The organism is Sphingomonas arenae (assembly GCF_016924655.1).
Taxonomy (GTDB): Bacteria; Pseudomonadota; Alphaproteobacteria; order Sphingomonadales; family Sphingomonadaceae; genus Sphingomicrobium; species Sphingomicrobium arenae.
In genome coordinates, this window is record NZ_JAFFJU010000004.1 from 131,300 (window position 1) to 152,183 (window position 20,884).

Below are 20,884 nucleotides of genomic sequence, written 5' to 3' on the forward strand. Positions count from 1 at the left end.
GCTCAGGACATACAGCCCCAGCGCCAGCGAGGGCACGACGGCCTACGCCACCAGCTCCGCATGCAGAGCCGGGTCGATGTTGCCCCCTGACAGCACGGCGACCGTTCCCGGCAACGCCTCGACTCGCCCGCTGAGCAGCGCCGCCAGCGCCACCGCTCCGCCCGGCTCCACCACCAGCTGAAGCTCGCGCCACGCGAACCGCACCGCCTCACGCGTCTCCGCTTCGCTGACCGTCACCGCCGCCGCCTCCCGCGCCGAGAGCACGCCGAAGGTGATGGGCGACACCCGCGGGGTCTGGAGGGCATCGCACAGGGTCGGCGGTGCGTTCGGCTCCACGGGCACGATCTGTCCCCCCGCCAGCGACCGGGCCATGTCGTCCCAACCCACCGGCTCCACGCAGACGATCGCCGCCTCCGCACAGGCCAGCGCGATGCCCGATGCCAACCCGCCACCCCCGGTCGGCACCAGGATTTGGCTCGGCGAGCCCGGCATCTGCTCAAGGATCTCCAGCCCGACCGTTCCCTGCCCCGCGACGATATCCGGATCGTCGAAGCTCGGCACTAGGGTGGCTCCCCGGGTCTTCGCGATCTCGGTGGCGATCGCCACCCGATCCTCGGTCTCCCGGTCGTAGAAGACGATCTCCGCCCCTTCCGCCCGAGTCCCCTCCACCTTCAGCGCCGGCGCGTCCGACGGCATGACGATGCACGCCGGAATGCCGAGTCGCCGGGCCGCGATCGCGACGCCCTGCGCGTGGTTACCGGAAGAAAACGCCACCACTCCCCGTGCCCGCTGTTCCTCATCGAGCTGCAGCAGCCGGTTGCTCGCCCCCCGCAGCTTGAACGCGCCGCCGGTCTGAAGATTCTCGCATTTCAGCCAGACTCGCGCCCGGCGGATTTCCGCCTCTCGCAGCGGGGTCTCGATCACCTGCCCCACAATCCGCTCGGCAGCGGCGAGAACGTCGTCCCGGATCGGCAGTAAAGTCATGGCTTTTCCTCTTGATTCCAGGAGCTTGGCTGCGCTGTGCCCGATCTGCGCCGAACCGTTCCGAGCCGGTCAAAACCGGACCGGAAAAAATGTTGCGTTAAGGGGACCCCGTCCATATATCGCGCCTCCGCTGCCCCATGGGACTTCCAACCGCAAGGCAGCTTCGTCGAAACTACCCAGTTGGAGGTCCCTTGAGTTGCATCAGCATCATCGCGCGCTGGGGCTAGCTGCGTCCCCGTTCGGCACCGCCGTTTCCGGTGCTGCCGAGATTGCGAAGCTCAAGCCGGTGCAGCCGGTCACGCTTCTCCGTCCGCATGCCGCCCGCCGGGCTGCCCGCTTCTTCGTGGAGAAGTTTCCGGGCCGGTCGCTCTATGCCGTGAAGGCGAATCCCTCGCCCGACCTGCTGCGCGTCCTGTGGGACGGCGGCGTCACGCATTACGACGTAGCGTCCATCGGCGAAGTGCGCCTGGTCAACGAAACCCTGCCGCACGCGACTCTCTGCTTCATGCACCCGGTGAAGGCCGAGGAGGCGATCGCCGAGGCGTATTTCGAGCATGGCGTGCGCACCTTCAGCCTCGATACGCTCGACGAGCTGGAGAAGATCGTCGAGGCCACCGCCACCGACGGCGTCGCCGCGACCGACCTCAACCTGCTTGTTCGCCTGCGCGTCAGCTCCGAGCACTCGAAGCTCAGCCTCGCGTCCAAGTTCGGCGTTTCGCCTGACGAGCTGAAGCCGCTGCTGCTCGCCGCCCGCCAGGCCGCGGACGCGCTCGGCATCTGCTTCCATGTCGGCAGCCAGGCGATGACCCCGGCCGCCTATGCCGAAGCCATGGCCCGCGTCCGCGACGCCATCGTCGAAGCTGCGGTCACTGTGGACATCGTCGATGTTGGCGGCGGCTTTCCCTCCTCCTACCCGGGGATGGAGCCGCCGGAGCTCGAGACCTACTTCGCGGTCATCCACGAATCGTTCGAGAAGCTGCCGATCAGCTACTCGGCCGAGCTGTGGTGCGAGCCGGGCCGGGCCCTGTGCGCCGAATATGCCTCGGTCCTCGTCCGGGTCGAGCGCCGTCGCGGCGAGGAGCTGTACATCAACGACGGCGCCTATGGTGCGCTGTTCGACGCGGCCCACATCGCCTGGCGCTACCCAGTCGCCCTGGTCCGCGAGCCGGAGAGCAACGTCCGCCCGATGGGCTTCAGCTTCTATGGCCCGACCTGCGACGACCTCGACCACATGGTCGGCCCGTTCGAACTGCCAGCCGACGTTCAGGCGGGCGACTATATCGAGATCGGGATGCTCGGCGCCTACGGCTGTGCCATGCGGACGGGCTTCAACGGCTTCGGCACCGAAGCCCGCGTGATCGTGGAGGACGAGCCGATGGCCAGCCTCTACGGCGCCGTGGCCGAGCGCCGCTCGAATGTCGTGAAGCTGTAAACAAGGTTCGCTTTCGCTTATGGCGGAAGCTGCGAGGGTGAGGCTGTCCCCTCCCATTTGAACGACATGCCAGTTGCTGCCCCCTTCCGGTTCCCCCGGGAGGGGTCGCATTGGAGTATGACATGAACACCGAGACGAAGATCAACGACACCCGCAAGGCGGAGCTGCTCTCGACCACGGTCGAGCACATCGACATCACCAAGTTCGATGCGCGCCCGATCGTCGAGGCGATGGGCAAGATGAGCTTCACGAGCCGCGACCTCGCCCGGGCGACCGACATCTACAACCAGATGCTGTCGGATCCCGATTGCTCGGTCATCCTGGTGATCGCCGGCTCCACCTCGGCCGGCGGCTGCATGGACCTCTATGCCGAGCTCGTCCGCTCCAACATGGTGGATGCGATCGTCGCCACGGGCGCCACCATCGTCGACATGGATTTCTTCGAAGCTCTTGGCCACAAGCACTACCAAGCGCTTGAAATCCCTGACGATGATACGCTGCGTTCGCTCTACATCGATCGCATCTACGACACCTACATCGACGAAGAGCAGCTGCAGGACACGGACTTCACGATCGGCAAGATCGCCGACAGCCTGGAGCCGCGCCCCTACAGCAGCCGCGAGTTCATCAAGGAGATGGGCAAGTGGCTGCTCGAGAACGGCAAGAAGGACAACAGCCTCGTCAAGCTCGCCTACGAGCATGACGTGCCGATCTTCTGCCCGGCGTTCACCGACAGCTCGGCCGGCTTCGGCCTCGTCAAGCACCAGGTCGATGCCATGAAGGCTGGCCGGCGGTACATGACGATGGACTCGATCGCCGACTTCCGTGAGCTGACCGACATCAAGATCAAGGCCGGCACCACCGGTCTCCTGATGATCGGCGGCGGCGTTCCGAAGAACTTCACGCAGGACACCGTCGTCTGCGCGGAGATCCTCGGCCACGAGGACGTCGAGGTGCACAAGTACGCCGTGCAGATCACGGTGGCCGACGTGCGCGACGGCGCCTGCTCCTCCTCCACGCTCCAGGAAGCGGCGAGCTGGGGCAAGGTGTCCACCGCGCTCGAGCAGATGGTCTTCGCCGAGGCGACCTCGGTCCTGCCGCTGCTGGCCTCCGACGCCTACCACCGGGGCCACTGGCGCAATCGCGCCAAGCGGGCCTTCGCGAAGCTGTTCGACTAAGGCATTCCCGTCATTCCCGCGCAGGCGGGAATCCATCTCCCAACCTTCGGGCGAGTTCGCTGGTCCGGGAGATGAACCCCGGCCTTCGCGGGGGTGACGGTTGCAAGTTCAGCTGAACTATCCCACCCTCCCCTGAGGCAAACCTCGGGGGAGGGTTTTTCATGTCCGCGCATCCGCTCGCCACGCCGATGGCCGTCCTGCTCGCCTGGACGATGGTCATGTTCTTCTGGATGTACGCGACCCGCATCCCTGCGATGCTGCGCTCCGACATCGACCTCAAGACCTTGCGGGGTACCACCGGGCGCTCATTGGACGACGCCCTGCCCCCGCAGGTGCAGTGGAAGGCCCACAACTACAACCACCTCCTGGAACAGCCGACGCTCTTCTATGGCGTCACTCTGCTACTCATCCTGCTCGGTCACGAGAGCCGCTGGGCGCTCATCCTCGCCTGGACCTATGTCGCCCTTCGAATCGTGCACAGCCTCGTCCAGGCCACCGTCAACATCGTTCGCGTCCGCTTCGCCATCTTCTTCATCGGCAGCCTGGCCCTGCTCGGCCTCATCATCCTCGCGCTTCGCGCCACCTTCTAGAAGGACATGCTCATGCCCCCCAGCCCGCTTCTCGGCCCCGTCGTCGCGCTCGTCGCCTGGTCGCTCGTCATGATGGTCTGGATGGCCCTCACCCGTCTTCCGGCGATGAAGAAGGCCGGCATCGGCCTCAACCGCCGTGGCGGCAGGGGAGCGAACCTCGAGGGCGTAATCCCGGACGAGGTCAACTGGAAGGCTCACAACTACCAGCATCTGATGGAGCAGCCGACGATCTTCTACGCGATCGTCCTTTCGCTCATCCTGATGGGCTTCGACCATCCCATCAACGTCTGGCTGGCGTGGGCCTATGTGGCTCTCCGGGTGGCACACAGCCTCGTGCAGGCAACGATCAACGTCGTAGCCGTGCGCTTTACCCTGTTCGCGCTGTCGAGCCTCTGCCTGGTTAGCCTGACGGTCCACGCCGGCCTGCGGCTCTGGCACTAGCGGAGGAAGGCGGCCGCCAGTTCGATGTGGGTGGACCAGCGGAACTGGCCCACGGGCCGCACCCACTCCAACCGGTAGCCGCCATCCACCAGCGTCCGAGCGTCCCGTGCGAAAGTGGCGGGATTGCAGCTCACGTAAGCGATCCGCGGCACCGCCGACGTGGCCAGTTGCGCGACCTGCTCCGCCGCTCCGGCGCGTGGCGGGTCGAGCACCGCCGCTTCGAAGCCCGTCAGGTCCGACACCGACAGCGGCCGACGATAGAGATCTCGGTGCTGCACCTCCAGCAGCCGCCCTGCCTTCCGTCCTGCTCCCGACAGCGCCAGCACCGCATCCCGCCCTGCTTCCGCCGCCAGCACCGCTCCGGGTAGCGCCAGGGCAAAGGTGCCCAGCCCCGCGAACAGATCCGCGGTGCGGCTCGCGCCGGCCACGACCTCCAAGACCGCGCCGACCAGTGCGGCCTCGCCATCCACCGTCGCCTGCAGGAACGCGCCTGGGGGAAGCGCGACCGGAACGCCGGACAGGGTGACGGTCGCGGGCACCGGCTCGAACCGGGCCTCCAGCCCAAAGCCTTCGTCCAGGCTTAACCGCGCAAGCCGATGCCGCTCGGCAAAGTCAGTCAGCGCCTCCGCAGCCTGCAACCCCTCCGCGCGAACGCCGCTCAGAGCTACGTCGACGCCCTGATCGCACAGGGTCAGGCGAACCTCCGCAACGCCGCGCGGGAGCAAGGTGGGGAGCAGCGCACGCAGCGGCGCCACGAGCGCGAACAGCTCGGGTCTGAGCACATGGCATTCGCGCATGTCGACTACCTGATTGGAGCGCTCGGCATTGAACCCCAGCGCGATACCCTTGCCAACCCGCAGCGCCCGCAGCGACGCGCGGCGTCGGCTGTTCGGTGGAGACAGGTGCGGCTCGCGGACCTCCGTCTCCAGCCCGTGCTGAGCCAGCGCGCCCGTCACCCGCTCACTGAGGTAGATCCGGTAAGCCTCGTCATCGACATGCTGCAGCTGGCACCCGCCGCACTCGGGAAAGTGGCGGCATGGCGGCACCTGGTGGTGCGGCCCGGGCTGAACCGTTCCGTCCTCCGCCAGCAGGTCACCGGGCGCAGCCAGCGCCGCGTGCCGCCCGCTTGCGGTCACGCCGTCGCCGCGCGCCGCGATCCGGACGATCGGCTCGCTCACAGTGCGTCGACGAGGTCGTCGGCGATCATCCCTGGACCGGCCCGCTCGGCCGCCCGCCCGTGCAGCCACACTGCGCCGCAGGCCGCTTCGAACGCCGGCATCCCGCGCGCGCGCAGGGCCGCGATCATGCCGGCCAGTACGTCGCCCGTTCCCGCACTCGCCAGCCACGCCGGCGCAGGCGGCGCCAAGCCGAGCCGCCCGTCCGGTGCCGCCACGAGCGTATCCGGTCCCTTGTAGACCACCACCGCGCCCGATTGACGCGCCGCCTCCAGCGCTTGCTCGGCCTTGCTCCCGGGCAGAGTTCCGAACAGCTTCACGAACTCCCCGGCATGCGGCGTGATGATCGCATCCTGACCCTTCAGCCGCTCGGGCTCGCCCAGCTGACCCAGCGCATCCGCATCCAGCACCTTCGGCGCGTAGGAGGTCAAGGCCAGCGTCAGCACCTGCGGGATGTCGCCCATGCCGGGCCCGACCAGCAGGCAGCCGATCCTCGGATCGTTGATGACCGCCGTGTCGGTCTGCACCACCGCCGCGGGCAATCCGTCGATCGCCCGCGACGTGCTCACCCGGACATAGCCGGCTCCGGCCCGCGCCGCCGCCTTCGCCGCCAAGGCGATGGCACCCGGCATCTTCCCCGCGAGGGCATGCACCAGGCCACGGCTGTACTTGTGACCGGCCGGGTCTAGCGGCGGTAATTCCGGCTCGCCGATCTCGTGCCAGGCGTTGACGACCCCGACGCCGATGTCCGCCAGCACCACTCGTCCCATGTACGCCATCGCCGGCATCAGCCGGTGCGCCGGCTTAAGGGCGCCGAACGTGACAGTCAGGTCCGCCTGTGGGACTGGAGACAGGCAGGCGCCACTGTCCGCCTCCACCCCGCTCGGCAAGTCGCAGGCAACGGTCAGCTCCGCCGCCCCCGTCAGCTCAAGAAACCTCGCCAGGACAGCCTCTTCCAGTCCCCGCTTCAGACCTGTTCCGAACAGGCAATCCAGCACCATCGGCGCAGGCTTGGCGTGGCTCCACTCCTCCACCGGCCCGTCCCACTGCCCCCGCGCCCACCGGGCCGCATCGGTCGCAGGCTCGGCCAGCGCCGCGACCCGGACCGGCACGCCAAGCCGCGCGAGGTGCCGGGCGGCGACATAGCCGTCTCCGCCATTGTTGCCCGGACCGCAGAGCACCAGCGTCTCGACGGGACCGGCAAACCGGAACGCCGCTTCCGCCAGGCTCGCTCCCGCCCGCTCCATCAGCGTCTCGACTGTGGTCCCGCGGGCTATCGCCTGCTCCTCGGCAGTGCGCATCTGCGCCGCGGTGATAATGGGTCGGGTCACGCGTCGCCCTCTAGCGCAGGGTCGTGGCGAGGTGCCACCACCCATCCGGGCAGCCCGCGGCCGCCGAGTCCCGGCTCGCCTCGTCCGCGAACAGCGCGAAGCAGGTGGCTCCCGACCCCGACATCCGCACGAACTCCACTCCCGGCTGCTCACCCAGCCAGTCGATCACGTCCCCGATCGCCGGCACGATCCCCCGCGCCGCCGGCTCGAGGTCGTTCCGCCCGCTCTGCCAGTCCGTCAGCTCGCCCCGGTCTACCCCGTCCCAGGCCGCGAAGACTTGCCCCGTGGACAGCGGCACGTTCGGGTTGACCAGCAGCACTGGCGTGCCCGGGATCCGGGGATCGCTCACCAGCTCCAACCGGTCCCCGACACCTTCCCCCCGGCAGGTCATGCTCAGCAGGCAGGCCGGCACATCCGCCCCGAGCTTCGGCGCGATCGCCGACGCATGGCTCGGATCGATCGACCACATCGATGTCAGCAACCGCAGCGTCGCCGCCGCGTCGGCCGAGCCGCCGCCGATGCCCGACGCGACCGGCAGTCGCTTGTCGAGCGTCAGAGTCGCACCCGACTGCACGCCCGATGCATCTTTCAGCCCATTCGCGGCCCTGAGCACGAGATTCTCGTCGTTCCCGGGCAGATTCGCAGCGAAAATACCGGTGTTTTTGGCACTCAACGTGTCACTCGGCTCCCCCTCCAGCCGGTCCCCGTCCACGCAGAATGCGAACACCGTCTCCAGCGCATGACGCCCGTCGGGCAGCCGCCCCCGGACATGCAGCGCAAGGTTCAGCTTGGCCGGCGCAACCTCCCGCCAGCGCCTTCCCTCCACCGCCATCAAGGCGCCGCGTTGGCCGGGGTAAGCCCTGCCTCGAGCTTGCTCTCGATGCGTTCCTTCACCTCGTCCTCGGCCGTGATCAGCGCCGCATTCCACGCATGCCGCGCCTCGAACTTGCGGCCCACGGTGTAGAGCGCATCGCCGAGATGCTCCTGGATTTCCGCCTGGCTCGGATCCTTCGCTGCCGCCTGCTGCAGGGTCGCGATCGCCTGCTCCACCCGCCCGCGCTTGAACTGCGCCCAGCCCAAGGAATCGGTGATCGAAGCATTGTCCGGCGCCAGCGCGCTGGCCTTTGCGATCAGCTGTTCCGCCCGGTCGAGGTTCTCGCCGCGCTCCAGTTTGGCATAGCCCAGATAGTTGAGAACAAGGGGATTTTCAGGAGCTTGCGCCAGCGCAGCCTCGAGCGCGACCTTGGCTTCCGCCCACCGCTCCGCCTGCTCGAGCTCGCCGCCACGAAGCAGGTTCAGGACCCACCTCTCCGGTCCCGGTCCGCCTGCCTCCACCATCGCCAGCGCCCGTCCCAGCGCATCGGCAGCATCCACGTGACGACCCATCTCGGCCAGCACATCCGCCACGCGGGCCTGGTCATCGGCCTGCGCATCCGGAGCGGCAGCGAACGCCAGCGCCCGGGCCAGAGCCTCCTGATCGCGGTCGACGCGCAAAAGCGTCCGGATTTCCGTATCTTGCGCTTCGGGGGAGAAGAGATTGTCGTCACCAACTCCGCGAAGCACCACCAGCGCCTCGTCCGGTCGCTCGTTCGAACCGAGGAAACTCCCCAGCAGGACGGGAGCTTGCGGCGCATCCGGGGAGGCATGACGTGCCACCTGGATCATCACGAGAGGCAGCGACCGCACATCCGCCCGCGCAAGATCCAGCGACAGCGCGAGCAGCAGCTCGGCAAAGCCATCAGCGGCATTGTCGATCCCGGCACCCGGTCGGCGACCCGACTGCAGAAGCTGCCGCGCCCGGAAGAGCGAGACCTCGCGGCCCTCCAGCATGGCCAGTGCGCGCTCCCGATCCCGGTTGCGCATGAACCCGTCCGCGAGCGCGATGCGGACCCGTGCCTCGCGGCGACCGGCAGCCGCAATGGCGCGCCGGGCAATGGGCTCCGCCTCGACTGGCTTGCCCAGCTTCAGGAGCATGAGCGCCCGGTGCTCCGACAGGTAGGGCGCAACGGCGCTGCCCGCAGGCACTTCGCTCAGCGTGCCAATCGCGCTTGCGTCACCCTTCTCCGCGCGCCTCCATGCCTCCACCAGAGGGGCCAAGAAGCCGAGATCAACGCCGCCGCCCGTCTGGCCACGAAGGATGGCGCTCGCCTTTCCTTCCTTGCCCCGGCGAAGCTCTTCCCCGGCGAGCAGCAGCTTCGCGTCCACCTCGAGCTCGGAGATGGGTCGCTTAGCTGCCAGCCGCAAAGCCAGTTTGGTGTCACCCGAGGCAATCGCCGCGGAGATCGCTCGACCTGCGATCACCGTGCTCCCGGGCTCCTGCTCGGCCAGAGCGGCATAAAGCAGCGCCGATCGCCGCAGGTCACCGTCGAGCGCCGCGGCCCGGGCTCCGACGAATGTTGCCGGCCCGGTCAGCTCGAACGCTGGAGTACGCTTCGCCCCTGCCGGCGAAGCGGCAAGCAGGCTGAGCGCAAGGACGAAGCTACATGTTCGGGTAGTTGGGGCCACCGCCACCCTCCGGGGTTACCCAGTTGATGTTCTGGCACGGATCCTTGATGTCGCACGTCTTGCAATGAACACAGTTCTGCGCGTTGATCTGCAACCGTGGGGAGCCGCCCTCCAGCACATATTCGTAGACTCCGGCCGGGCAGTAGCGCTGCTCCGGACCGTCATATTCCGGCAGGTTGACGCGCGTCGGGATCGCCGGGTCCTTCAGCTGGAGGTGAATGGGCTGGTCCTCCTCATGGTTGGTGTTCGAGAGGAACACGGAGGACAGCTTGTCGAAGCTGATGACGCCGTCCGGCTTGGGATAGTCGATCGCGGGCGCGATGTCCCTCCGCCACAAGGTGGTATGATCGGGCACGTGCTTCATGGTGAACGGCAGGCCGATGCCCAGCTGGCGCATCCACATGTCCGTACCGGCAAACAGAGTGCCAATGGTGTTGCCCAGCTTCGATACGGCCGGCTCGACGTTGCGGACCTTAATCAGCTCATCGGCGATCCAGCTCTTGCGCAGAGTGGGCTCATAGCTCTCCAGAACGTCGTTGCGGCGGTCGGCGGTAACGGCTTCGAACGCAGCCTCGGCCGCCAGCATGCCGGATTTCATCGCCGTATGGGTGCCCTTGATCCTTGGGACGTTCACGAAGCCGGCCGAGCAGCCGATCAGAGCGCCGCCCGGGAAGGCGAGCTGCGGAATGGATTGCCACCCGCCCTCGTTGATCGCCCGCGCGCCGTACGACACTCTGCGACCCCCCTCGAGCAGGGAGCGGATTTCGGGATGCTGCTTCCAGCGCTGCATCTCGTCGAACGGCGATAGATGCGGGTTCTTGTAGGACAGCGCGACCACGAAGCCGATCGACACCTGGTTGTTCGCCTGGTGGTAGATCCACCCGCCGCCCCATGCGTCGTCGAGCGGCCACCCCTGGGTATGCACGACCTTGCCGGGCTCGTGCTTGGCGGGATCGATGTCCCACAACTCCTTGATGCCGATCCCATAAACCTGCGGCTGGCAGTTCGCCTCCAGGTCGAAGCGCTTCTTCAGCTGCTTGGTCAGACTTCCGCGAGCGCCCTCCGCGAAGAAGGTGTAGCGGGCGTGCAATTCCATGCCGGGCTGATAGTCGCCGCGGTGCGAACCGTCGCGGGCGATGCCCATGTCGCCAGTCGCCACACCCTTCACCGATCCGTCATCGTGGTAGAGGACTTCGGCGGCGGGAAATCCCGGGAAGATCTCGACCCCAAGCTCTTCGGCCTTCCCTGCCAGCCAGCGGCACAGGTTGCCGAGGCTGCCCGTAAACATGCCCTTGTTGTCCAGGAACGAGGGCATCATCAGGTGTGGGAAGTTGAAGGCCTTCTTCTTCGTCAGGACCCAGTGGTGATTGGAGGTCACGGGTACGCGGTTCAGCAGGCAGCTGTCATCCGTCCGCCAGTCGGGCAGGAGTTCGTCCAGCGACTTGGGATCAATCACCGCCCCGGACAGGATGTGAGCGCCGACCTCGGAACCCTTTTCGAGAATGCAGACGGACAGCTCCCGGCCCGCTTCGCTTGCGAGCTGTTTTAGCCGGATCGCGGCGCTCAGGCCCGCCGGGCCCGCCCCCACGATCACGACGTCATATTCCATCGACTCCCGTTCGCTCATCGTCCGTCCTGATTTTCCGCTCGTTTCAGCCACCTGCCCATGAGATGCGGCTGGCGTCAACAGCCGCAAGGGCTATGATGCTCCTGTGGGCGGGGATTTGAACGGCTTGACCAAGGCAGAGGCTGCCAGCCTGCTCGGGTGGTGGCTGGATGCGGGCGTGGACGTGCCCGCGGCCGACCAACCGCGCCAGTGGTTTGGCCGCGCCGCGCTCATCCCCGCAACGTCGGAGCCGGGTCCCGCCGACGAGGACCAGCGAGCGCCGCAAGCCAGCACCCATTCCGCGGCCAGTCTCGAAAGCCTTGAGGCGTTCCAGGATCACCTCCGTCAGGCGAGTGACCTTCCTCTCTTCAGCGCGACGTCCGCTCGAGCGCTGCCACACGGCCCAGCGGACGCCGAGATCATGCTCGTGTCGGACCTTCCGGCCCGCGAATGCGCAAGCGAGGGCCGTCCGATTGGCGGTGAGGCATGGGCACTCACCGTCCGGATGCTGGCGGCGACCGGTATCAAGCCCGAGCAGGCTTACGTCGCCTCGCTCGCCTGCTTTTTCGCCCCCGCAAGCCAGCTTGGTCCCCGCGAGCTCGAGCGCTGCGCCGAAGACATGCGGCACCACATCTCGCTGGTGAAGCCCAAGCGCCTGCTGCTGCTCGGGGAAAGTCCGGCGAGGGCCCTGATTGGTCAGCCGCTCTTGCACGCACGCGGACGGGTCCACCGGATTGCAGGGCTCCCGGCGGTCGCGACCCTCCACCCCCGCCAGTTGCTCCAGCGGCCGAGCGACAAGGCCTACGCCTGGCGAGATCTCCTGTTGTTGATGGATGAAGAGGTTTCATGAGTTTCGTCGTTGGAGTGGCAACGGGTCTTCTCATCCTTGCGCAGGAGGCTGACCCCCTCGCGCCGATCGCCGAGCCAACCGAGCAGCAGTTGGCCGAGCCGTCGCCAACCACCCCCGTCACGCCGGTCGGAGCTCCGCCGGCCGGCACGGTCACGCCTGCGCCGGCGCCGGCGATCGTGCCCAAGGATTGGGCGGGCGTGTTCCTGGCGATCCGCTCCGGCCAGTGGGCGGCCGCTCAGGCGGGCATTGCGATCCTTCCCCAGTCGCCGCTTTCCAGCGTAGCAAAGGCGGAACTCTATACCGCGAAGGGTTCGCCGAAGGTTGCGCTCGATCCTCTGCTCGACCTGCTGCTCGAGGCACCGGATCTGCCCAAGGCCGACCAGATCCAGCGGATGGCGGAAGCTCGCGGAGCGGAGGAAACGCCGCGCCTGGTGCGCCGCTACCCGCTGGTCCAGATCGGCGCCTCCCCGCGTCGCGGCCGTGCACGCCCGGTCACGGGCGAGCCCGAGGCGGACAAGCTGCGCGCCGAACTTGAGGCCTCCGTGAAGGCAGACGATGCTGCCGGGGCCGAGCTCCTTCTCAACGAACGCTATCCCCTACTCTCGCCAGAGGCCCGGGCGGAGGCTTCACAGCGGGTCGCCTGGATTTACTACGTGCGCGGCCTGGACGCGGACGCGCGCCGCGTGGCTGATAACGGCCGAATGGGCGCCACTGGAGAATGGGCGGTCCACTCGGCGTGGGTGAGCGCACTCGCCTCCTGGCGGCAGAACGACTGCGAGAGCGCATCCCGCCTGTTCCGCCAGGTCGGACAGGGCTCCGCCGAACCGAGCCTTTCGGCCGCGGGATATTACTGGGCCGCCCGGTCCGAGATGGTCTGTCGTCGCCCGGCAGCCGTGACGCCCCTGATGCGAGCAGCCGCACGAAGCCCGGAAACCTTCTACGGACTTGTGGCGCGCCGGACCTTGGGGATGGACACCCGTCTGCCGCCTCTTGCCGCTGGGGCGCGCACGGTCGACAACCTGCCAAACGTCCGGCGAGCGATCGAGCTGAACGCGATTGGTGAGCGGGACCTTGCCGGACAGTTCCTGCGCTACCAGGCCAGGATCGGCGAACCGGCAGACCAGCTTGGCCTCGTGCTCACGGCGCAACGCTTGGGTCTGGCGGCCACCCAGCATTTCCTTGCGCACTTCGGCCGCGCCGGGGCCTTGGTGCCGCCTGCCGCCCGCTACCCGAACCCAGGCTGGAGCCCGCCCGGCGGATGGCGGATCGATCCGGCGCTTGGCATGGCGCACGCCTTGCAGGAGTCGAGCTTCCGCACCGAAGCGGTCAGCCAGGCTGGGGCTGTGGGGTTGATGCAGGTCCTTCCGACCACTGCGTCCCTGATCGCGCGCAATCGGGGCGGCGGGGTTGGCAACCTGCTCGATCCGCCGACCAACATGGAGTTCGGGCAAAGCTGGATCGAATGGATGCGCGGCCATTCGGCCACTCAGGGGCAGTTGCCGAAGGTGATCGCCAGCTACAACGCCGGGCCGCTTCCCGTCGGACGGTGGCAGGTGAACGACAAAGGTGACCCGCTACTCTGGATCGAGAGCATTCCCTATTGGGAGACGCGCTTCTACGTTCCCCAAGTGCTGCGGAACATGTGGGTCTACCAAGGCTTCGCCAACGCACCGACACCCACCCTCACGGCCATGGCGCAGCACCGCTGGCCGACGTTTCCCGCAAAGCGATAACGGTAATCCGTTCTTGTTATGTTCTGGTGCAGCCGGTACCATGGCTGCATGCCTGTCGAGTCGAGCCCGGGACGCGGGGCCACCCGCAATGCTACGCCCACGCGCTTCAACCTGAGGGAGCGAATGGCCGAGGGCGACTGGCTCGACCAGGTCGACGCACTGGACGGTGTCGGGACGCGCCGGACCACCGTTACCGTGGAGCACCCCCGAAGCATCCTGACGCGCAATCGCTCCCCGGACATCGGGTTTGATCGATCGGTGAATCCGTATCGCGGGTGTGAACACGGCTGCATCTATTGCTTTGCCAGGCCAACGCACGCCTACCATGACCTGTCGCCTGGGATTGATTTCGAGAGCCGGTTGTTCGCGAAGCCGGATGCGGCCAAGCTGCTGCACTCGGCCCTGTCCGCTCCGGGATACGATTGCGCGCCGATTGCGCTTGGAACGAACACGGATCCGTACCAGCCGATCGAGGAGCGGTGGAAGATCACCCGCTCCATCCTTGAGGTTCTCGTCGAGACCAAACATCCCTTCACGATCACGACGAAATCCAACCGTGTCCTGAGGGACTTGGATCTGATTGCCCAGGCCGCGCACGAGGGATTGGCGGCTGTAGCAGTATCGGTCACGTCACTGGAGCCCAGCATCAGCCGGACTCTTGAGCCCCGGGCGCCGGCGGGGCGCAAGCGGTTGGAAGCGATCCGAACCTTGAACGAGGCAGGCGTGCCGACACTGATCGCCATTGCTCCGGTGATCCCGCAGATCACGGATCATGAGCTCGAAACCATCGTGGAAGCCGGAGTTGCAGCTGGTGCACGAGCAGGCTTCTATCTCCCGGTCCGCCTTCCCCACGAGGTCGCACCGCTCTTCCGTGCCTGGCTCGACGAGCACTACCCGGAACGCGCGGCCAAGGTCATGGCAACGATCCGGTCGATGCGAGGAGGACGAGACAATGATCCCGACTTCTTCAGCCGGATGCGCGGCTCGGGACCTTGGGCGGACCTGCTGAGAACGCGATTCGAGAGAGCCGCCAAGCGATATGGCCTCGGGCAGACGAAGACCGTCTTGCGTCGTGACCTCTTTCAATCTCCCAGGGGCGCGCAGATGCGTCTGCTCTAGCTTGCGTCAGGTTGCCGAAGCTTGAGGAACAGAGGGCCATCCGCAGCTTCGACCATGGTGGCGCCGTGGAATGGCCGGGTGCCCCATTGGGTGATCTCCTTCCCGCGCAGCGTCGGCAGTTGGTAAGCCGGAAAGGTGAACGCCCGGAGGCGACGGAGTACCTGCTCCCTCGTTTCGCTCAGGTCGATTTCCTTCAGCGCCCAGTCGAGACTCCCGCGCGCGAAGCTCGTGCCTTCGCCTTGGGCGAGTGCCTGAAAGTCTCCGCCAATCAGGCGCGGAATCCACTCCAGGACAAGTTCGACCCCCAGCCGCTGGCATTCCATGTAAGCGCCGAACGCGGTCATGCTGCCGAGCGGAAAGGCGCGTTGATCGATGATCGGACCTGTATCCACTCCCGCGTCGATGCAGTGGAGCGTCACGCCATGCTCCTCCTCACCGTGGAGGATCGGCCAGACCGCGGTATTGCAGCCCCGGTATTTCGGCAGCAGGGAAAAATGGAGGTTGAACAGCTTGTCCGTGGCGAACGCGTCGGGCCGGATGATCCTGGAATATTCCAGGGAAAGGAAGCAGAGCTCTGGCTTGGCCGCCGCTTCCCCCTCGTTGACGATGGGGATGCCGCTTTGCAGGGCCGCCCGTCTCAGCGACGGCTGCCACCCGTCCACTCCTTGATCCTCTGGGTTGGGTAGGCAGACGACGTCATGATCGGCGGACAACCTGGCGAGCGCCTCGACGGCGATCATGTTCTTCCCCGCGACGCAAAGCTGACAGCCCATGCGCCTCCATTGCGGTCCTCGAAAGATGTGACAAGCCGCTCTCGACTCTGCGGCGAGCGCCCGGCTAGGCGTCGAACATGACCAGACTCATTGCCGCGGCGCTGGCTGCCACTTTCTGTACTTCCGCGGCCGCTCAATCTGCCGGTCCGGGCTCGGTCGATCTCACTCAGGCTACGAAGTTGCGGGAGGCCGCTCTCGCCGACACCCTCGCCTGGCAGATCACGGAAGACCTGACGACCGAAGTCGGCCCCCGGCTGGCCGGAACGGAGGCGGAAGCGCGCGCGAGACAATGGGCCGTCAGGCGACTGACCGCCTTGGGTTTCGCCAACGTAAGGGTGGATGAGTTCACCATTCCCACCTGGGTGCGGGGCGAAGAGCGGGCGGCGGTGCTTGCGCCCTTTCCACAGCCAATGACCATCGCGGCCCTGGGTAACAGCGGCTCCACTCCTCCAGGCGGGATCGAGGCAGAAGTGGTCGGCTTCCCGTCCATCGAGGCGTTGCAGGCGGCTCCACCCGAGGTGGTGCAGGGCAAGATCGTCTACCTGACGCATGCCATGCCGCGCACGCAGGACGGCTCCGGCTACGGCGTCTTCGGCGCTCCACGGCGTCAGGGCCCAACGATCGCCAGTCAGAAAGGCGCCGTGGGACTGGTCATCCGACCGATCGGGACCGACTGGCATCGCAACCCCCACACGGGCGTCATGCGCTTCACGGACGGAGCGCAGCCGATCCCCGCGGGCGCACTGTCGAACCCTGATGCCGACCAGCTCGAGCGGATCCTGAAACGTGCGAAGGAGCCGGTGCGGATGCGGCTGGTGCTGGAAAGCCGCAACCTCGGGCCACAGCCGTCCGGGAATGTCCTCGCCGACGTCCCCGGCCGTGATCCGAAGGCTCCTCCGGTCGTCGTCGCCTGTCACCTTGATAGCTGGGATCAGGGCACCGGGGCGATCGACGATGCCGCCGGATGCGGGATTGTGGCGGCCGCTGCAAAGCGGATCATGGACTCGGGCCGACCGCTTCGAACCATCCGTGTTGTCTGGTTCGGGTCGGAAGAGGTCGGCCTTTTCGGCGGCCTCGACTATCAGAAGCGCTATTCCAAGCAGCCGCATCACGCGCTGGTGGAGAGCGATTTCGGGGCGGACCGCGTCTGGAAGGTGGACAGCAAGCTCGGCGCAGAGCGGAAATCGGAAGCACAGGCACTGCAGACAATTCTTCAGCCACTCGGCATCGTGCCCGGCACCCTGGACCAGGCGGAGGGCTCGGATATTGGCCCGATCCTTGCGGATGGTCACCCGGGCGTCAGCCTTCTGCAGGACGGAACCCGCTACTTCGACCTCCACCACACACCCGACGATACGCTGGACAAGATCGACAAGGCGCAGCTTCAGCAGAATGTCGCGGCCTGGACCGCCATGCTGGCGGTGCTTTCCGGAGGGACGGAGCCGGTGCGTTGAAAGCGGCGCTGGTGAGGCGGGCGGCCTGGCTCATGCTCGCGGTGACGCTGCTGTCGGCCTGCGACCGCAGCACTGAAGAAGCCATCGAGCCGCCGCCGGAGGTGTCCGATGCCTCTGCCAACCAGCTCATGAGTCTGGCGGAAAGTGCGGCTGCGGACGCCCAGACGCGAGCGGAGCGGAACGATACGTCTGCTCGTTCCGGACCCGCTAACGAACAGCAAGGAGATCGCCGATGATTCGCTCGACATGGTTGCTGACTATTCCGACCCTTCTCGGCCTTGCGGCCTGCAACGTCAGCACGGATCAGCAGAACGACCAGACGGTGTTGTCGGTCAATCATGACGCCATCGAGAACGGTGTCGAGGCCGCCGGGAACACCGCGGAGCGCGCTGCCGACAAGACGGGCGATGCTCTCGAAAAAGCCGTTCCGGTGATCGAAAGCACCGCAAGGAACGCCGGAGCTGCCGCGGAGCGCGCAGTCGATCAGGCCGGCAACACCATCGAACGGGTTGATGTCGACGTGAACGTACGCGAAGCCAACCAGCAGCAAGGACGCTAGCGGCAGCCGCAAGCTCCTGCTAGGCGCTCCACCGTCGGGGAGTAGCGCAGCCTGGTAGCGCATCTGCTTTGGGAGCAGAGGGTCGCAGGTTCGAATCCTGTCTCCCCGACCATCATCGCTGGATGAGGAAGCATCCGGGGGATGCTTGCACAGCGATGATCGCGGAGGCGAAGCCGAAGCGTTCGGCCCGTCGCCCGGTGGGGCCTGTAGCTCAACGGTAGAGCCAGCCGCTCATAACGGCCAGGTTGGGGGTTCGAATCCCTCCGGGCCCACCAGCGCGTGCTATTCGCCGGCGACCGGCAAGAGCAGCACAAGCCGGTTGGGAGCGACGTCCAGGCTTCCGCCGACCAGATTAGCCAACCCGCGCACCAGGCGAAGCGTGAAGCCAAGATTGAAGATCTCTCCAGTCGCATCGGGGGACGGGTGCAGCAGCTCGTCTTCGGCAAGCCCCTGAACCGAGTGCGGGCGGTCGATCGCAATCGCCACTTGGCTTCCGATACGATCAACCACCAGCTCGATACGCTCGCCAGCGCTTGCCGAGTCGAGAACGCTGGACAAGAACCGCGGGATCAGGCGCTCGTGGAGTTCAAACGGGATGGCGAGGTCAGGCAGGGTCCCCCGGACGGCGATCGTCAAGGTGACGTCGCGCGTGACCGCCTGCTCGAGCAGAGCAAGTCGGAGAGTCCGCAGGGTGTCGTCAAGGGAACCCTCAGCGCCTGCTCCGCTCCGCGGCGACCGGATGCGGGCTGCCAGGTCCAGGTCCTGGACGGCATCCAGCAGCAGACGCGCCTGCCGCACGATATCCGTCGCGCGGTCGCGGTACGCGCGATGGGCGGGCCCCAGGTACTGACCTCCGATGATCTCCCCAAAGCCAATGATCGCATTCAAGGGCGTACGAAGTTCGTGCATCAACTCACGCAGGGAGTCGCTATCCGGGGAAATCGGCGCCGTAGCGGCCTCCACGTTCGATCGACCTTCGCGCCGCGCAATGCCGCGATAGCCCGCAAAGCGGCCGGCACCGGGCAGAAACATGGGTGTCCCACTCCACCTCCACTCACCCGCAAGCGGTCCTTCTTCCGCCAGGCGAACGGGCTCCTCCTCGAAGGGCAGGCGCGCTCTGAATTGCTGGTCTAGTCGATCCGCAAGGCTCAGGCCGATGGTGGCCGCCCGCGGCGCGCCGTCGACCCAGTCGATTTCACCCGTCGGTCCGCATTCCCAATGGAACACACCTGACGGGAGCGGATCACGTTGGGGCTCTCGCTGAGGGGCCGAGAGCGTGGGAAAAGGTTCCTGCACCTCGCCGGGCAGCTCGGTCGTGACCGCCACGGGCAGCGGTGTTGCGGGTGCGGGCTGAAGTGCAACGTCCGATGTCGCTGGAGCGGCTCGCTCCGGCCGCAGGGCGGCAAGCATCGCGGTGACGCTCGGAGAGGAAACGGCGCGAACTGCAGCCCAGCCGGCCTCGTCCAACTCGGCCGCCGTTACCAGTGGCGCGGCGATCTCCAGGCTGTCCGACGCGAATAGGGCCACAAGCTCAGCAGGCACATCGGGGCCCGCAATGGATCTCGCAGCCGCAGCCCGGATGTCCTCTGGAACTTCTCGCATCAGCCCTGCGATGCGCTGCAACGCGTGTTCACGCAGCTCGGGCCTGCTGCGGCCCGCGCCCCGCGCGACCAGCTCCACAAGCTGCCGCCACTGCACGGCACGCTCGTGCAGCCCGACCGCCGCAAGGGCGAGAACTGTGGACAGGCGGTCATCAAATCGCAAGCGTGAAGCTCCCGGACACCATGGAAGGCGATGTCATGCTTGCGTCGTATGGGGGGCGTCTCACTCATTGAAGGCAGCAGCCGTTAAGCATCCCGTTCTGGGACAAACGAAAACGGGGCGCCGGCAAAAGCCGACGCCCCGGATTCTTTGCCTGAAGATGTGATCAGCGGCGCGACGAGAGCCAGTCGAGCCACAACTTCGCGAGACCCGCTCGGGGCCCGGTCACCGCATTGAATGCGGCCGTTGCGCTCGCGGTATCGCCAGCACGAGCTAGGGCGATGCCCAGGCGAAGGTTCGCAGCACCCGCGTCCACGCCGCTCTTGCCGAGCGCAGCCCGGTACAGCGCAGCTGCCTTCTGGTAGTCGCCATAGCTCATCAAGGCATCGCCAGTTCCAAGCGCACTGCGAGCCGCCGGGGACGCAAGCGCCGACTTCTCGGCGGCGACAAGCCCTGCCTTGTCCGCAGCGATCTTCGCGCTGGCGGCTGCATAGAGGTCCCGGAAGGCGGGCTTGTTGCGGTCGATGGCGTTCGCGGCGAAGCCTTCCTCGAGAACGGCCTTCGCTTCGCCCGGAAGGCCACGTAGCAGCACCGCATCGGCGTAACGGTAATAATCCGTCTCGCCCTTCAACGCACCCGCAGCCCGCTGCAGACGATAGATGTCGACCTTGTCAGGACCGGTCAGGCCTGACGTCGGCTCGAACGTCATGATGGCGGTGCGCCAACTGGTCGGTGACGGATAAGCCTTGGCCCAGTCCCGAGCGAGCTGGGGCGCGCTCGGCAGCTTGTTGTTGAAAGCGAGTGCCGTGGCCCGGTTGTACCAGCTCTCCGGCACCGGCTGGCCAGACGCGGCGCGAAGCTGGATGGCCTTCTGCAGAAGCGGAACGGCCTCGGCCTCCCGGTTCTGGCCCTTGCGAGTTTCCGCAAGCAGGACGTAGGCATCCAGGTTGTTGGGGTCGGCCGCAAGTGCCTGCTCGAACCCCGCCGCTGCCTGGTCATACTGCTTCAACTCGTAGCGGAGCTGGGCCGCACTGAAGCGGAGCTTGCTGGCCTCGGGCTCCTGGATCCGGCCGGTTGCGAGCAGACCATCAACCGCCGCCGCGGTCGCGGCCTTGTCGTTCTGCGCCTGAGCGGCCCTCAGCTGAAGCGAGACGATCGCGAAGCGGTCGTCTGCGGTCTTGGCCTTCGCATTCGCCTCCGCCAGGAGCGCCGGGAGATTCGAAAAATCGCCGCCCTTTACCGCGGTGTCCAAGGCACGGATGGCCGGCCCGGCCTCATTTGACACCTTCAACGGCTTGGGCGCTTCCTGCTGCGCCGCGGAAGGAACCGCGAAGCCAGCTACGCAAAGTGAGAGGGCGAGGCCCAGAGCCTTGCTCTTGAAGGTCATGCGTAT

Annotated in this window: 19 protein-coding genes and 2 tRNA genes; 12 read left to right on the forward strand and 9 right to left on the reverse strand. The window is 66.8% G+C overall.

Annotated elements, in window-relative coordinates:
- Window positions 1–42 precede the first annotated feature (42 nt).
- Window positions 43–984, reverse strand: coding sequence for a threonine ammonia-lyase (locus JT720_RS13340; RefSeq protein WP_205481794.1), 942 nt, complete (start codon window positions 982–984; stop codon window positions 43–45).
- A 196-nt stretch (window positions 985–1,180) separates the two neighbouring features.
- Here JT720_RS13340 and JT720_RS13345 point away from each other — a divergent pair, with 196 nt between their 5' ends.
- The 4 genes from JT720_RS13345 (at window position 1,181) to JT720_RS13360 (ending at window position 4,625) form a co-directional block, all read left to right on the forward strand.
- The gene (locus JT720_RS13345) at window positions 1,181–2,416 is read left to right on the forward strand and encodes a type III PLP-dependent enzyme (RefSeq protein ID WP_205481795.1); all 1,236 of its coding nucleotides are present in this window, start codon (window positions 1,181–1,183) and stop codon (window positions 2,414–2,416) included.
- Between the two features lie 122 nt (window positions 2,417–2,538).
- Window positions 2,539–3,594: a 1,9-bis(guanidino)-5-aza-nonane synthase gene (locus JT720_RS13350; RefSeq protein WP_205481796.1), complete on the forward strand. Its 1,056-nt coding sequence runs from the start codon at window positions 2,539–2,541 to the stop codon at window positions 3,592–3,594.
- Window positions 3,595–3,755: 161 nt separating this feature from the next.
- Window positions 3,756–4,184, forward strand: a complete 429-nt coding sequence (locus JT720_RS13355) for an MAPEG family protein (protein ID WP_205481797.1) — start codon at window positions 3,756–3,758, stop codon at window positions 4,182–4,184.
- Between the two features lie 12 nt (window positions 4,185–4,196).
- Window positions 4,197–4,625, forward strand: a complete 429-nt coding sequence (locus tag JT720_RS13360) for an MAPEG family protein (RefSeq protein ID WP_205481798.1) — start codon at window positions 4,197–4,199, stop codon at window positions 4,623–4,625.
- On the opposite strand, the gene JT720_RS13365 is transcribed toward JT720_RS13360, so the two are convergent.
- The 5 genes from JT720_RS13365 to JT720_RS13385 are packed head-to-tail and all read right to left on the reverse strand — an operon-like array spanning window position 4,622 to window position 11,263.
- Window positions 4,622–5,803 (reverse strand): class I SAM-dependent RNA methyltransferase, encoded by a 1,182-nt coding sequence (locus JT720_RS13365; protein WP_205481799.1) that lies wholly within the window; start codon window positions 5,801–5,803, stop codon window positions 4,622–4,624. The two genes, JT720_RS13360 and JT720_RS13365, sit on opposite strands and share 4 nt — an antisense overlap.
- Complete coding sequence (locus tag JT720_RS13370; protein WP_336512015.1) at window positions 5,800–7,131, reverse strand: NAD(P)H-hydrate dehydratase; 1,332 nt, start codon at window positions 7,129–7,131, stop codon at window positions 5,800–5,802. The genes JT720_RS13365 and JT720_RS13370 overlap by 4 nt, the downstream gene beginning before the upstream one ends.
- Window positions 7,132–7,141: 10 nt before the next feature.
- Window positions 7,142–7,963 (reverse strand): 4-(cytidine 5'-diphospho)-2-C-methyl-D-erythritol kinase, encoded by an 822-nt coding sequence (locus tag JT720_RS13375; RefSeq protein WP_205481801.1) that lies wholly within the window; start codon window positions 7,961–7,963, stop codon window positions 7,142–7,144.
- A complete protein-coding gene (locus JT720_RS14190) occupies window positions 7,963–9,636 on the reverse strand; it encodes a tetratricopeptide repeat protein (RefSeq protein WP_205481802.1) in 1,674 nt (557 codons plus the stop codon). The genes JT720_RS13375 and JT720_RS14190 overlap by 1 nt, the downstream gene beginning before the upstream one ends.
- Entirely contained in the window at window positions 9,611–11,263 is a 1,653-nt protein-coding gene (locus tag JT720_RS13385; RefSeq protein WP_205481803.1) for an electron transfer flavoprotein-ubiquinone oxidoreductase, read from the reverse strand. The genes JT720_RS14190 and JT720_RS13385 overlap by 26 nt, the downstream gene beginning before the upstream one ends.
- Window positions 11,264–11,369: 106 nt before the next feature.
- Here JT720_RS13385 and JT720_RS13390 point away from each other — a divergent pair, with 106 nt between their 5' ends.
- The 3 genes from JT720_RS13390 to JT720_RS13400 are packed head-to-tail and all read left to right on the forward strand — an operon-like array spanning window position 11,370 to window position 14,944.
- Window positions 11,370–12,092: a uracil-DNA glycosylase family protein gene (locus JT720_RS13390; protein ID WP_205481804.1), complete on the forward strand. Its 723-nt coding sequence runs from the start codon at window positions 11,370–11,372 to the stop codon at window positions 12,090–12,092.
- Window positions 12,089–13,825, forward strand: a complete 1,737-nt coding sequence (locus JT720_RS13395) for a lytic transglycosylase domain-containing protein (protein WP_205481805.1) — start codon at window positions 12,089–12,091, stop codon at window positions 13,823–13,825. Before JT720_RS13390 ends, JT720_RS13395 begins: the two co-directional genes overlap by 4 nt.
- A 48-nt stretch (window positions 13,826–13,873) precedes the next feature.
- A complete protein-coding gene (locus JT720_RS13400; protein ID WP_205481806.1) occupies window positions 13,874–14,944 on the forward strand; it encodes a PA0069 family radical SAM protein in 1,071 nt (356 codons plus the stop codon).
- Here JT720_RS13400 and JT720_RS13405 read toward each other — a convergent pair.
- Window positions 14,941–15,717, reverse strand: a complete 777-nt coding sequence (locus JT720_RS13405; protein ID WP_205481807.1) for a formyl transferase — start codon at window positions 15,715–15,717, stop codon at window positions 14,941–14,943. The two genes, JT720_RS13400 and JT720_RS13405, sit on opposite strands and share 4 nt — an antisense overlap.
- Window positions 15,718–15,794: 77 nt before the next feature.
- On the opposite strand from JT720_RS13405, the gene JT720_RS13410 reads away from it, so the two are divergent.
- The 5 genes from JT720_RS13410 to JT720_RS13430 all read left to right on the forward strand — a co-directional run bounded on the left by JT720_RS13410 (window position 15,795) and on the right by JT720_RS13430 (window position 18,005).
- Window positions 15,795–17,171, forward strand: coding sequence for a M28 family peptidase (locus JT720_RS13410; protein ID WP_205481808.1), 1,377 nt, complete (start codon window positions 15,795–15,797; stop codon window positions 17,169–17,171).
- 32 nt (window positions 17,172–17,203) lie between these two features.
- Window positions 17,204–17,407, forward strand: a complete 204-nt coding sequence (locus tag JT720_RS13415) for a hypothetical protein (RefSeq protein WP_205481809.1) — start codon at window positions 17,204–17,206, stop codon at window positions 17,405–17,407.
- On the forward strand, window positions 17,404–17,730 hold the full coding sequence (locus JT720_RS13420; protein ID WP_205481810.1) for a hypothetical protein: 327 nt from the start codon (window positions 17,404–17,406) through the stop codon (window positions 17,728–17,730). The genes JT720_RS13415 and JT720_RS13420 overlap by 4 nt, the downstream gene beginning before the upstream one ends.
- Before the next feature lie 35 nt (window positions 17,731–17,765).
- Window positions 17,766–17,842: transfer RNA gene (locus JT720_RS13425), tRNA-Pro, on the forward strand.
- Between the two features lie 88 nt (window positions 17,843–17,930).
- Window positions 17,931–18,005: transfer RNA gene (locus tag JT720_RS13430), tRNA-Ile, on the forward strand.
- Between the two features lie 7 nt (window positions 18,006–18,012).
- On the opposite strand, the gene JT720_RS13435 is transcribed toward JT720_RS13430, so the two are convergent.
- Window positions 18,013–19,494, reverse strand: coding sequence for a histidine kinase dimerization/phospho-acceptor domain-containing protein (locus tag JT720_RS13435; RefSeq protein ID WP_205481811.1), 1,482 nt, complete (start codon window positions 19,492–19,494; stop codon window positions 18,013–18,015).
- A gap of 163 nt (window positions 19,495–19,657) precedes the next feature.
- On the reverse strand, window positions 19,658–20,878 hold the full coding sequence (locus JT720_RS13440) for a tetratricopeptide repeat protein (protein ID WP_205481812.1): 1,221 nt from the start codon (window positions 20,876–20,878) through the stop codon (window positions 19,658–19,660).
- Between the last annotated feature and the right edge of the window lie 6 nt (window positions 20,879–20,884).